We start from the raw sequence: 13,191 nt of genomic DNA, 5'->3' as shown, positions 1-13,191 counted from the left end.
GCGTACGGATCGGTACGCGGCCGGGCCGGCCGGCGGGCCCCGCCGGCGCTACGGGCGAGTGGGGCGAGCCCCGGTCAGAACGCGCCGCCGAGCGAGGCCTTGGCGTTGGACTCGTCGTAGGCGCGGTCGGTGATGATGACGTTTTCCGGGATGCTCTCGCCGGCGTAGAACTTCTGCGCGGTCGCGAAGGCCAGCGGGCCGAAGCGCGGGTTCGACTCGATGACGGCGTTGTACTCGCCGTTCACCAGGGCCTGTACGGCGTTGCGGGTGCCGTCGACGGAGACGATCTTGACGTCCTTGCCGGGCTTCTTGCCCGCGGCCTTCAGCGCGGTGACCGCGCCGAGGCCCATCTCGTCGTTCTCCGCGTAGACGGCCGTGATGTCGGGCTTGGACTGGATCAGCTGCTCCATGACCTGCTGGCCCTTGTCGCGGGCGAACTCACCGGTCTGCTGGGCGACGATCTCCAGGCCGGGGGCCTCGGCCTTCAGCTGGTCGACGAAGCCCTTGGTGCGGTCGGTGGTGACGTTGTTGCCCGAGGCGCCGAGGAGGATGGCGACCTTGCCCTTGCCACCGGTCGTCTTGATCATCGCGTCCGCGGCGCGCTTGCCCTGCTCCACGAAGTCGGAGCCGAGGAACGCCACGTAGTCCTTGCATGCGGTGGCGTTGACCTTGCGGTCGATGGTGAGGACCGGGACCTTCTTGGCGGCGGCGGCCTTCAGCGCCGGCTCCAGGCCGTCGGAGTTCAGCGGGGCGACGATGAGGAACTGGGCGCCCTGCGACAGCATGTCCTGGATGTCGCTGATCTGCTTGGACAACTGCGACTGGGCGTTGGTGGTGAGCAGCTTCTTGACGCCGACCTTCTTCGCCTCGTCCTTGATGGACTGGGTCTCGGCGATACGGAACGGGTTGGCTTCCTTCTCCGACTGGGAGAAGCCGACCACCGCGTTCTTCAGGTCCAGCTTCGGCGCGCCGTAGGTCTGCAGCGAGCAGCCCGAACCGGAGGAGGACTCCGAGGTCTTGGCCGCCTGCGCGCCCTGGCTGCTGTCGGTGGTCGCGGTGTCCGAGGTCTCCGACTTGGAGCAGCCGGAGGCGGCCAGCGTGGCGGTGGCGGCGAGGAGGCAGGCCACGGCGAGGGTACGGGTTCGACGCTGGATCATCATGCGCGGGAGCTCCTTGGCGGGATGACGGCACGCCGATGGGCGTGCGGTCGGGCATGGCTGGACGATGCATCGGCTGCCGCTCGGCGGCTGATGTCACTGCACCCCTCACGACCCCGCCGGTGCCGTGGCACCAGCTGGACGAACTGCGGTCGTGAGAGTCTGCGCGGCCTCTCGGCGGCTCGGTTTACAACGTTATATAGGCGCCGCGGCACGGGCGGCAAGAGCGTTGTCGATGCGTTTCCAAAATGTGTCGAAGCCACCCGGCACCGGTGGACGACTCCCACCGCACCGGTTGCCGCCGCACCCCTGGACACCAGCCCGTCACCGTGCTGTCATACCGCCGGTACCCAATTTTCCAACGTTGCAAGCACGTTGCCGCGTCACCCCTCCGGTCGCGACGGCGTGCCTTGCCGTGCGCGCGTCCGGGATCCGCACCCGGGCCCGGTGGGCGGCCTGGCGAGGCCCGCAGCGTCCGGCAAGTCCCGCAGTGTCATGTGCCGTTTCCGAGCCGGTGCCCCACACGGCCGGCCGAGAGCAGGAGCCCTCCATGCCCCTGAACCGCAGACAACTCGTGGCCGGCGCGCTGGCCACCGCCGCCGCCACCACGGCCGCGTCCGGCCGCTGGGCCACCACCGCTACCGCGGCCGGGCACCGGGTGAAGCCCGCCCACGGCGGCCACTACTTCCCCAACGCCGCACCGCTGCACCCGACCGCGTTCCTGAAGCTCCCGCCCGGCCGGGTCACCGCTCGTGGCTGGCTGGCCGGACAGCTGAAGCTCCAGCTGGACGGATTGTGCGGCCGCTACGAGGAGTTCTCGCACTTCCTCGACTTCACCGCCACCGGCTGGGTCCGCCCCGAACTCGGCGGCTGGGAGGAGGTCCCGTACTGGCTGCGCGGATACACCGACCTCGCGATCGTGACCGGCGACGCCAAGGCCCTGGCTGCCGTGCGGCGCTGGTTCGACGCGATTCTCACCACCCAGCAGTCCGACGGCTTCTTCGGCCCGAAGGCGCTGCGTACGTCCCTGAACGGCGGCCCGGACTTCTGGCCCTTCCTGCCACTGATCCAGGCCCTGCGCTCCTGGCAGGAGTACACGGGCGACACCCGGGTCATCCCCTTCCTCAGCCGGTTCTTCCGCTACATGAACGCCCAGGGGCCCGGCGCCTTCAACACCAGCTGGATCGCCCTGCGCTGGGGCGACGGCCTGGACAGCGTCTTCTGGCTCTTCAACCGCACCGGCGACACCTTCCTCCTCGACCTCGCCGACAAGATCCACGCGAACGGCGCCGACTGGGGCGACAACCTGGTCAACCCGCACAACGTGAACATCGCGCAGGGCTTCCGCGAGCCCGCCCAGTACGCGCTGCGCAGCGGCTCGGCCGACGACACCCGGAACACGTACGGAACGTACGGCAAGGCCATGGACCAGTACGGGCAGTTCCCCGGCGGCGGCTTCGCCGGGGACGAGAACGCGCGGCCCGGGCACGGCGACCCCCGGCAGGGCTTCGAGACGTGCGGGATCGTCGAGTTCATGGCCAGCCACCAGCTGCTCACCCGCATCACCGGAGACCCGCTGTGGGCCGACCGCTGCGAGGAGCTGGCGTTCAACTCGCTGCCCGCCTCGCTCGACCCGTCCGGCAAGGCGGTCCACTACATCACCAGTGCCAACAGCGTGGACCTGGACAACGTGCCGAAGAACGGCCGGCAGTTCCAGAACGGCTTCGCCATGCAGGCTTTCCTGCCCGGCGTCGACCAGTACCGCTGCTGCCCGCACAACTACGGCATGGGCTGGCCGTACTTCGTCGAGGAGCTGTGGCTCGCCACACCGGACGGGGGTCTCGCCGCCGCGATGTACGCGAGCTGCGAGGTCACCGCGAAGGTAGCGGACGGCACCGAGGTCACCTTCACCGAGGAGACCGGCTACCCCTTCACGGACACGGTCACCCTGACGCTGAAGGCGCCGAAGAGGCTGTCGTTCCCGTTGGTGCTGCGCGTACCCGCCTGGTGCGACCGCCCGGAGATCGAGGTCAACGGGCGTCCGGTCGACGCCCCCGCGGGACCGGCGTTCACCCGCGTCGACCGCACGTGGGCCGACGGCGACCGGGTGACCCTCCGCTTCCCGCAGAAGACCGTGGTGCGCACCTGGGAACACAACCACGGTGCCGTGAGCGTGGACCGCGGTCCGCTCACGTACTCCTTGCGTATCGACGAGGAGTACGAGCGCATCGGCGGCACCGAACAGTTCCCGGAGTACGCGGTGCACGCCACGAGTCCGTGGAACTACGGGCTCGTCCTCGACGAACGGAAGCCGACCGCCTCGCTGCGCCACCACACCGCCCGCCACGTCAAGGACACCAACCCCTTCACGCTCGACGGCACCCCGCTGACCATGACGGCGAAGGCCCGGCGGATCCCGGAGTGGACGGCGGACGGCGAGCACGTCGTCGCCCCGCTCCAGGACGGTCCGGCCGGCAGCTCCGAGCCGGTGGAGGAGATCACGCTCGTCCCGATGGGGGCGGCGCGGCTGCGCATCACCTCGTTCCCCACGACCGACCCGGGCGCTGAGCCCTGGCTCTCCGACGACCACCTCTGGCAGCTCGTCCCCGACAGCGACGGCTGGTACCGGATCCGCAACCGCCACTCCGGCAAGGTCCTCGGCGTCGACAACATGTCCACGGCCGACAGCGCCCACGTCGTCCAGTTCGGTGACACGGGTACCGACGACCACCTCTGGCAGCTCGTCCGGCCCTCCTGACTGTTCCACGCCATCCCGCACCGCTCCCCGCGCCACCCGGCGCGGGGAGTTTCCCGTACCGGAACAGAACCTGACGAAGGAGACGAACCCATGAGTCCTTTACGTGTGCCAGGCCGGCGGCCGTGGTGGAGACGGGCGGTCGTCACGACCGGACTGCTGGCGCTGGTGTCCTCGGCACTGGTGGGAGTCGGACCGGCGCCCGCCGGTGCCGCCTCCTGGGCACCCAAGCCGTCCCCGATGACGACGCCGTGGACCGCCCAGGTCCCGGTCGACAAGCCGCTGCCGGAGTATCCGCGACCGCAGCTGACCCGGCCCGACTGGGCCAATCTCAACGGAATCTGGGACTTCGCGGTGACCGGTCGCGACGCCGGACAGCCGTCCTCGTTCCCTGATCAGATCCGTGTCCCGTTCGTCGCGGAGTCCGCTCTCTCGGGCATCCAGCGGAAGATCACCGAGAACGACAAGCTCTGGTACAAGCGCACCTTCACCGTGCCCTCCGACTGGAACGGCCGCCGCGTCGAGCTGAACTTCGGCGCGTCCGACTGGCAGACCACGGTCTGGGTCAACGGCACCCAGGTCGGTGCCCACAAGGGCGGCTACGACTCGTTCGCGTACGACATCACCCCCCAGCTCAACGGGGGTACGAACACGGTCGTGGTGTCCGTGTACGACCCGACGCAGACGGGCGGCCAGGCCGTCGGCAAGCAGCGCATCAACGACGTGCGGCCGCACAGCGGCGGCGGGATCTTCTACACCGCCGCGTCCGGTATCTGGCAGACCGTCTGGCTGGAGCCGGTCGCTGCCGCCCACATCACGCGTCTGGACATGACGCCGAACCTGGGCAACAGCACTCTGCGGGTGAAGGTGCAGAGCGCGTCCGCTTCCGGCCGCAGCGCCCGGGTCACCGTCTCCAGCGGCGGGAACGTCGTCGGCACAGCTACCGGAACCGTCGGCTCCGAGATCTCCGTACCGGTGCCGAACCCTCATCTGTGGACTCCGGAGGACCCGTTCCTGTACGACGTGAAGGCGGAGCTGCTCGACGGCTCGGCCGTCACCGACTCGGCCGGAAGCTACACGGGCATGCGGTCGATCGCCGTGGCGAAGGTCGACGGCGTGCTGCGACCGGTCCTCAACGGGAAGTTCGTCTTCCAGACCGGCACCCTGGACCAGGGCTACTGGCCGGACGGCATCTACACCGCGCCGACCGACGCCGCCCTGAAGTCGGACCTCCAGGCGCACAAGGACCTCGGCTTCAACATGGTCCGCAAGCACATCAAGGTCGAACCGCAGCGCTGGTTCTACTGGGCGGACAGGCTGGGCCTGCTCGTCTGGCAGGACATGCCGGCCATGGACACCGGCAAGAGCCCCGACCCGGCGGCCCGCACCCAGTGGGAGGCCGAGTTCCACGCCGTCATCGACCAGCACCGCAGCTCGCCCTCCCTGGTGATGTGGGTCGACCAGAACGAGGGCTGGGGGCAGTACGACCAGGCCAGGATCGCCAACGAGGTGAAGACGTACGACCCGTCCCGGCTGGTCAACAACATGAGCGGGGTCAACTGCTGCGGTTCGGTGGACGGCGGCAACGGGGACGTGGTCGACAACCACATCTATGTCGGCCCCGGCAACACCGCGCCGAGCGCGACGCGCGCCGCGGTCCTCGGTGAGTTCGGCGGCCTCGGCTACAAGGTCCCGGGGCACGAGTGGTTCCCCGGCGGCGGATTCAGCTACGAGGACCAGGCGAGCGTCTCCGCGCTGAACAACCGGTTCGTCGGGCTGCTCGACAGCATCCGCGTCGGCCAGCTGCCCGCGGGCCTCTCCGCCTCCGTGTACACGGAGATCACCGATGTGGAGAACGAGGCGAACGGGCTGCTCACCTACGACCGCCAGGTCGTCAAGGTGGACACCGCTCGGGTGAAGGCCGCCAACCAGGCCCTGATCAACGCGTCGCGCAACCCGGCACCGCCGGTGACCCTGCCCACCGGGCAGTACAAGTCGCTCCGGGTCACGACCCCTGGATACACCGACAAGTACCTGCGCCATCAGGACGCGCTCGCCTTCACCGCGGTCGTCGACGGGGCGAGCGGCACGCTGCTGAAGAACGACGCCACCTGGAAGATCGTCACCGGGCTCGCCAACAGCAACTGCTACTCGCTGGAGTCCCGCAACTATCCCGGCGAGTACCTCCGGCACCGCGACTTCCGGGTGCGCAGGGACGCCGACGACGGCTCGGCGCTGTTCAAGGCCGACGCCACCTGGTGTGCGGTAGCCGGCACGGGAGGCGTGCGGCTGTCCAGCGCCAATCTGCCCGGCAGCTATCTGCGGCACATCGACTCGGAGGTGTGGCTGGCCACACCGGGCGGCGGGCACGCCTGGGACAACCCGGCCACGTTCACGGAGGACACCACCTGGGCGGTGGAGGCGCCCTGGGCGCCGTGATCTGAATCCGCCCGCCCCTTCCTGTACGGGCCACGGCCCGGATGCGACGCCGACCGCGTCGGGTCCGGGCCGTCGGCCGTCTACCGCGTCCCCGCGCCCGGGGCGACGTACGTGTGCAACAGCGCCGTCCGGCCGTCGGCCGTCGTCCAGTCACCGGAGCGGCTGCCCGCATGACGCCACCCGGCACGTTCGTAGAGGGCCACGGCGGCCTCGCCACCGTCCTCCACCTCCAGGACCGCCCGCAGTCCGCCGTCTGCCGCAGCCGCCGTCACGGTGGCGAGCAGGGCGCCCGCCACGCCGCGCCGGCGCGCCGAAGCCGTCGTGAACAGCCGGGCCACCGAGGCCAGTTCCTCCGGCGGCAGTCCCACGTCCGCTGCCAGCACGTCGTCGGTACGGGTCAGCGTCACATGGCCCAGGACGTCCGGGCCGTCCACCGCCACCCAGGCGCCGAGCATGCCGTCCGGTGTCAGCCAGCCTCCCGGATCGGCCGGCCACTTCGCCGGGTAGCGGTCCGCGTCGTGCACGGTGGCCAGCGCCTCGGCACACGCCTTCAGGTCGTCGTCGCCGCGGCGGCGGATCTCCGGCTGTCCCATCCCCTGATCCTCACACGGCGGCGCCCCGACTGGTTCGCCGGGGCGCCGCGCACTCCGCTGCCTGCCACCGCACGGATGCGGCGGCAGGCAGCGTTCAGTGGTTCACTAACAGCCCGGGGCTACGGCTGCACGGTGTCGTGCAGCGCGCTCACCTCGTCCGCGGTCAGGGCCTTGTCGAACACCGCGACCTGGTCGACGGAACCGTTCCAGAAGTCGGTGTTGCCACCCGACCACTTGGCGCGGCCCACGGACAGGGCGCCGGTGCTGACATCGGCGCCCCCGGCTGCCGAGGTCGCGGCGAGCTTGCCGTCGACGTACAGCTTGATCTCGTCACCGCTGCGGACACCGACCACGTGGTACCACCGGCCGATCTCGGGCGTCATCTCCACCCGGGCACGGTGGGCGCCCGGGGTGGAGAAGGCGAAGCCGCCCTGACCGTACTGGAGGTAGAACGGGTTCTCCTGGCGCCGGCCGTCCTGGCTGACGATGGTGGCGTAGTTGCCGGGAAGGGCGTCCAGCGACGCCCAGGCCGACACGGTGTAGTCACCGGTGGTGTCGACGACCGGGCCGTCGGTCTGTGCGTACTGTCCCTCGCCGTTGAACTTCAGCGCGGAGCCCTGCACGCCGGGCGCCCAGGACGTGCCCGCGGCCAGGGTGAGGTCCTTGTGGTTCGGCCCGCTGTCGGCGGCCTCGGAGCCCTTGTTCTCGTCGAGGGACCAGGCGCCGCCGCCCTTGACCTCGTCCCGCTCACCTGCGGCGGCGCCGGCGGCGATGACCTCCTGGTTGATCTTGCGCACCGGGGCCGGGTCGACCTTGATCTCACGGCGGTCGTACGTCCAGAGGCCGTTGAGCTCGTTCTCCAGGTCGGTCACCTGGGTGTAGATGGAGCCGGAGAGTTCGGCGCCGGCCGCTTCCAGGTAGTACTTACGGGTGTTCTCGACGTACTTGGCGGTCAGCGCGGCCTTGTCGGCGACACCGCTGTAGATCGCGGTGGGCGCACCGGGCCACATGTGTCCGGGCGACCGCAGGGTGAAGCCGCCGTGCTCACCGTCCATCGCCGCCCGGTTCTCGTCCGGGAAGGCCGGGTCGGTGTTGTTGTAGTCGTGGTGGTCGATGATGTCGCCCTTGCCCGAGTCACCCTTGGAGTTGCAGCAGTTGACACCGCTGTGGGCGTTCACGACGCGGGAGGGGTCGGCGGCCTGGACCTTCTCCGTGATCTTCCCGGTCTCGGTGCGGTCCCACTCGCCCCAGCCTTCGTTGAAGACGATCCAGGCACCGATCGACGGGTAGTTGTGCAGCTGCTTCATCATCTCGGCACCCTGGTCGAGGAAGGCCTTCTGGCCCTTCTCGCCGGTGATGTTGCCGGAGACGAAGTCCTGCCAGACCAGCAGTCCGAGCTGGTCCGCGTGGTAGTACCAGCGGGCCGGCTCGACCTTGATGTGCTTGCGCACCGAGTTGAAGCCGAGGTCCTTCTGCGCCTTCAGGTCGAAGAGCAGGGCGGAGTCACTGGGGGCCGTGTTCAGGCCGTCCGGGTAGAAGCCCTGGTCGAGCTGGGCGAGGGAGAAGAACGGCTTCCCGTTGAGGACCAGCTTCTGGTAGCCGCCGACCTTCGCGACGCCGAAGAACCGCATGCCGAAGTAGCTGTCGACGGTGTCCTTGGAGCGGCCGTCGTCGAGCGTGACCTTCAGGTCGTAGAGGTACGGGTCGTCGGGCGTCCACAGGTGCTGCTTCGCGACCGGCAGGCTCAGCTCGCGGTTGGCCGGGCCGGTGACACTGCCGACGACCTTGCCCTTCTTGTCGCGGGCGACGGCGGTGATCCGGGCGGACTTCGAGGCGTCCTCGGAGTTGACCGTCAGCGAGAGCCGGCCCTTGTCGATGTCCGGGGTGGTCGTCAGGGAGTCGACCGCGGCCGGGGCGACGGGCTCCATCCAGACGGTCTGCCAGATGCCGGACGAGGCGGTGTAGAAGATTCCGCCGGGGTTGGCCGACTGCTTGCCCGTGGGCTGGTCGGCACCGGTGGTGTCGGTGACCGCGACGACGATCTCCTGCGGTCCGCTGCCCTTGACCGCGTCGGTGATGTCGGCGCTGAAGGCGGTGTAGCCGCCGGTGTGCTCGGCGACCTGCTTGCCGTTGACCCAGACGCGGGCCTCGTAGTCGACGGCGCCGAAGTTGAGCTTCAGCCGGTTGGCCTTGCCGCCCTTGTCGCCCTTCACCGACCAGTTCTTCGGGACGGTGACGAGCTTGCGGTAGAACATGTGGTCTTCGTGGCGCTCAAGACCGGAGAGCTGCGACTCGACGGGGTACGGGACGGTGATCCGCTCCCCCAGCTTCTTCCCGAAGACGGGCTGCTCGCCCGCGACGGCTCCGGCGAACTCCCAGGACCCGTTGAGGTTCTTCCAGTCGTCGCGGACCTGCTGCGGCCGGGGGTACTCCGGCAGCGGGTGGTCGCGGTCGACCTTGTCGCCGAAGGCCGTGGTCAGCCGGTGTGTCGACAGGTTCCCGGCGCTGCGGCTGATCTGCGGAACACTCTCGCCGCCCACCCGGAGGCCTGCTTCGCCGTCGTAGGCGACCCGGACCTGCTGGCCCTTCAGGACGGGAGCGGTCAGGGTGACGGTCAGCGCGTGGGGGTTGCCGGGGGTTCGGGCCACGGACTTCACCGGCATCGGCGAGGTGTCCGCCTCGATCGTGAGGTGATCCTTCAGCGTGGCGAAGTCGCTGACCTCGTCCTCGAACACCGCCTGGAGCTTCAGGCCGTCGTCGGCGACGCTCAGGCCGACCGGGTAGACCTCGAAGTCCGCAGGCGGCGTGAAAGCGGACTCGGGCACGATCTGCCGGGCCAGCGTCGCGCTGGACCAGCGCAGGAACATGTTCGCGCCACCCGTGTCCTGGAACATCTCCAGCTTGAACGTGTGGGGCTCACCGGCCTTCAGCGCAACCGGCTTGCTGGTCTGCTCGTTGTCCCAGTCCGGCTCCCAGTGGTCGATCACCACCTCGCCGTCGATGAAGAGCCGGAAGCCGTTGTCGCCGCTCGCGGCGAAGGTGTAGTCGCCGTCCTCGGGAGCCGTGATGTTGCCGGTCCAGCGAGCGGTGGTGTTCTCGGTCCGGCCGGTGGTGGACTCGAACGTGCCGGTGAGGCCCGGGAAGTTGATCTGCGGCTCCAGGGCGACACCGCCGAGCGTGTCGAAGTCCCGCGCACCGGGCGCGGACATGCTGTAGTACTCGCCCTTCAGCCCGTGCACGGCCGTCGCCGGGTCGCCGGCCGCGAACGTGGCCGGCGTGGCGGAGGCGGCCGTGGCCGGGGTGGCCGCCGCGGCCGGAACCAGCGTGGCACCGACGGGTATCAGGAGTGCGGCGGCGCAGGCCACCGTTCTCAACACAGTGCGGGATCGGGGCATTTGTCGTCTCAAGGCGTCGTCCTGTCGAGAGGGCTGAAGTGCCTCGAACCTGTGAGGCACAGCACATAATCGAACATTGAGCCACAGCATCAAACGCAAAACAACAGTCGTGCACGGAGAATTTTCAACGATATAAATCGAGCGGGTCCGACGGGCAGATGCCTGTGCCGGATCCCCGCGTCCGGGACGCGGGGATCCGGCACGGAGTCACGCCTCGACTACCGCGGCAGCCCCGAAGGGTCCGTGGCCCAGGATGTGTTGGCCTGCCCGGACAGCCGGTAGGCCAGCTTCCCTCCCCTGGTCAGCAGGCTCGCATCCGTCCACGACCGGTCGTGGGCACGCCCGTCGACCGTCACCGCGTCGACGTACGGATGAGCCGCGTCCGCCGCCGGCGCGGTGATCGTGATGTCCCTGCCGTGCGGCCGGTCGATCACCGCCTTCGGGAACAGCGGGGCACCCAGCAGCAGCTCGCCGCCACCCGGCGTCTGCGGGTACAGACCCAGCGCGGAGAAGACGTACCAGGCGGACATGGTGCCCAGGTCGTCGTTTCCGGGCAGGCCTCGCGGCCCCGTCCCGTAGACCGTGTTCAGGATCTCGCGCACCGTCTCCTGGGTCTTCCACGGCTGCCCGAGGGCGTTGTAGAGCCAGGGGGCGTGGATGCCGGGTTCGTTGGTCGGGTCGTAGCGGACCGCGTCACCGCCCCTGACCGACCAGGAGCCGTCCGCCTTGTGGAAGAACCCGTCCAGGCGTCGCGCCGCGACGTCCCGGCCGCCCATCGCCTCGGCGAGGCCCTGGACGTCCTGCGGAACCATCCAGGTGTACGTGGCGCTGGTGCCCTGCGCGAAGCCGCGGTCGCTGCCCGGGCTGAACGGCGTGACCCAGGAGCCGTCGACGTTGCGCGCCTGGATGTAACCGGTGGTGCCGGCGCCGTCGGTGGCGTCGGGGTTGTACACGTTGCGCCACCAGCCGCCGCGCTCCTTGAACGCCTCGGCCTCCTCGTCACGCCCGAGCAGTTGCGCCCAGCGTCCGAGCGCGGCGTCGGCGACCGCGTCCTCCAGCGTCTCGGCGGCGCCGCCCCAGCAGTGGCAGACGTCCTGCGGCGCGTAGTGGGATTCCAGGTACTGGGCCAGATTTGGCCGCTGACCGGTGCACTGGCCCGGGCAGCCGGCGTCCGAGAGCCCGTCGTCGACCGGCACGGTCGCCTGGCGCGCCAGCGACTCGTACGCGCCCTCGTAGTCGAAGTTCCGCACCCCCATGGCGTAGAACGTGGCGAGGGTGGCCGCGGTGGGGTCGCCGGTCATGACGTGGGTGGCACCGTTGATGTGCACCCAGCGGTCCCACACCCCGCCGTTCTGCCGGGCGAAGTTGTACAGCGACTGGGCGAAGTCCCCGGCGATCTCCGGCTTGAGGAGGGCCAGCAGTTGTATCTGGGCCCGGTACTGGTCCCAGCCGGAGAAGTTGCTGTACTGCGCCCCCTGCCCGCGCTCGATCCGGTGGGCCTCCCCGTCCATGCCGGGGTAGCGGCCGTCGGTGTCGCTGATGACGTTGGGCTGCATCAGGGAGTGGTAGAGCGCGGTGTAGAACGTGGTCCGCTGAGCCTCGGTCCCGCCGCCCGTGCGTACGGAGTCCAGCTCCCGGTCCCACGTCCGGCTCGCGGCGGCCGCGACGTCGTCCACTGCCGCGTGCGGGGCGATCTCCTTACGCAGGTTGGCCTCGGCGCCCGCCTGGCTGACGTAGGAGATGCCGATCCGCATGTGGACATCGTTGTCGGAACTGGTGTCGAAGCCGACCCAGCCGCCCGACCCGCGGCCCGCCCGGTCCGCACCCGTGGCGTACCCCTCACCGCCTCTGCCCTCGGTGGAGCCGGGGGCGAGCGTGCCGTCCTTCCAGGTGCCGGTGGAGGAGAAGGCGCGGTCGAAGGAGGCGGTGAAGTAGAGGCGGTAGTAGCTCTTGCGGTTGTTGGTGCCGCCGTTGGCGCGCCGCCCGCAGAAGGCGCCGGTGAGCACGGAGCCCGTGACCTTGCGGTGCGCGGTGTCGATCCGGACCTGGGCGTCCTCGCTGCCGTTCAGCGAGTTGGAGACCCGGAAGAGGAGGTTGGCCGGCTTGCCGGCCGGGAACGCGAAGTCGGCCACGCCGGCGCGGCGGCTCACCGCGAGGTCGGCCGTGGCTCCGGAGTCGAGGCCGAGGGTGTAGCGGCCGGGGACCGCGCGCTCGTTTTCGTGCGAGAAGTCCGCGGCGTAGACGGCGTCCTTGGTGTCAGCGGACGGTGACGACGTGACGTCCCCGACGAACGGCATGATCGGGATGTCACCGGCGGCTCCGGGGTTGCATCCGGCGCCGTTGACGTGGGTGAGGCTCAGTCCGCGCAGCCGGGTGGCACCGTACTCGTAGCCGTTCGCGGCGCCGGTGCCGGTCTGGTCGCCCGTGGTGCTCGTCGGCGACCAGGCGATCATGCCGTACGGGAGGGTGGCACCGGGAAAGGTGTTGCCGCCGTTGGCGCTGCCGATCAGCGGATCCACGTAGGCGGTCGGGCGGGTGACGGGCGCGGCGGCCTCTGCGGCGGCGGGCAGCACGGCGGCGGCCAGTGCGCCGGTGACGACCAGGGCGGCTGTTCGCGCGGCGAGGCGCCGGGGCGCGGTCAGCGGTCTGGGGGGCATGTCGCGTACCTTCCGGGGAGTTCGGACAACGTTGTCAGAAGCCGGCTTGCGGCCCGTGACCACGTGATCGATGCACGGCCGAGCGTAGATCCCCGGAGCGCGGGAGGGAATGCCCCAGCCGTCATCCCGGATGAATGCGCGGTGAACGGATGCCGCGATCCGGACGGCTGGTACGCAATCGCCCTCTTCGCGCCC

General features: G+C 69.9%; 5 protein-coding genes and 1 pseudogene. 2 read left to right on the top strand and 4 right to left on the bottom strand.

Going from position 1 to position 13,191, the window contains the following annotated elements; translation table 11 throughout:
* Positions 1–74: 74 nt before the first annotated feature.
* Positions 75–1,160, bottom strand: coding sequence for an ABC transporter substrate-binding protein (locus JGS39_RS20070; protein WP_219570565.1), 1,086 nt, complete (start codon positions 1,158–1,160; stop codon positions 75–77).
* 547 nt (positions 1,161–1,707) lie between these two features.
* On the opposite strand from JGS39_RS20070, the pseudogene JGS39_RS20065 reads away from it, so the two are divergent.
* Both JGS39_RS20065 and JGS39_RS20060 read left to right on the top strand, forming a co-directional pair.
* Positions 1,708–3,903, top strand: a pseudogene (locus JGS39_RS20065) (beta-L-arabinofuranosidase domain-containing protein); the annotation flags it as partial.
* Positions 3,904–4,005: 102 nt separating this feature from the next.
* Positions 4,006–6,351, top strand: a complete 2,346-nt coding sequence (locus JGS39_RS20060; RefSeq protein ID WP_236063927.1) for an AbfB domain-containing protein — start codon at positions 4,006–4,008, stop codon at positions 6,349–6,351.
* Between the two features lie 80 nt (positions 6,352–6,431).
* Here the strand turns inward: JGS39_RS20060 and JGS39_RS20055 are convergent, their stop codons facing one another.
* From JGS39_RS20055 to JGS39_RS20045, 3 genes are all read right to left on the bottom strand, one after another.
* Positions 6,432–6,944 carry a GNAT family N-acetyltransferase gene (locus JGS39_RS20055; protein ID WP_236063926.1) on the bottom strand — a complete coding sequence of 171 codons (513 nt, stop codon included), beginning with the start codon at positions 6,942–6,944 and terminating at the stop codon, positions 6,432–6,434.
* A gap of 119 nt (positions 6,945–7,063) precedes the next feature.
* Entirely contained in the window at positions 7,064–10,339 is a 3,276-nt protein-coding gene (locus JGS39_RS20050; protein WP_219570563.1) for a LamG-like jellyroll fold domain-containing protein, read from the bottom strand.
* Positions 10,340–10,557: 218 nt separating this feature from the next.
* Complete coding sequence (locus JGS39_RS20045) at positions 10,558–12,996, bottom strand: GH92 family glycosyl hydrolase (RefSeq protein ID WP_219570562.1); 2,439 nt, start codon at positions 12,994–12,996, stop codon at positions 10,558–10,560.
* Between the last annotated feature and the right edge of the window lie 195 nt (positions 12,997–13,191).

Origin of the sequence: Streptomyces poriferorum (assembly GCF_019399235.1) — a bacterium.
GTDB classification, from domain to species: domain Bacteria; phylum Actinomycetota; class Actinomycetes; order Streptomycetales; family Streptomycetaceae; genus Streptomyces; species Streptomyces poriferorum.
The sequence above is the reverse complement of the archived record's forward strand: the minus strand, read 5'-3'. Positions and strand labels throughout refer to the sequence as shown.

Bases quoted from the DNA above. Each gene is read 5' to 3' on its own strand.
- JGS39_RS20045 (WP_219570562.1), bottom strand. From the start codon at position 12,996: ATGCCCCCCAGACCGCTGACCGCGCCCCGGCGCCTCGCCGCGCGAACA.
- JGS39_RS20050 (WP_219570563.1), bottom strand. From the start codon at position 10,339: ATGCCCCGATCCCGCACTGTGTTGAGAACGGTGGCCTGCGCCGCCGCA.
- JGS39_RS20055 (WP_236063926.1), bottom strand. From the start codon at position 6,944: ATGGGACAGCCGGAGATCCGCCGCCGCGGCGACGACGACCTGAAGGCG.
- JGS39_RS20060 (WP_236063927.1), top strand. From the start codon at position 4,006: ATGAGTCCTTTACGTGTGCCAGGCCGGCGGCCGTGGTGGAGACGGGCG.
- JGS39_RS20070 (WP_219570565.1), bottom strand. From the start codon at position 1,160: ATGATGATCCAGCGTCGAACCCGTACCCTCGCCGTGGCCTGCCTCCTC.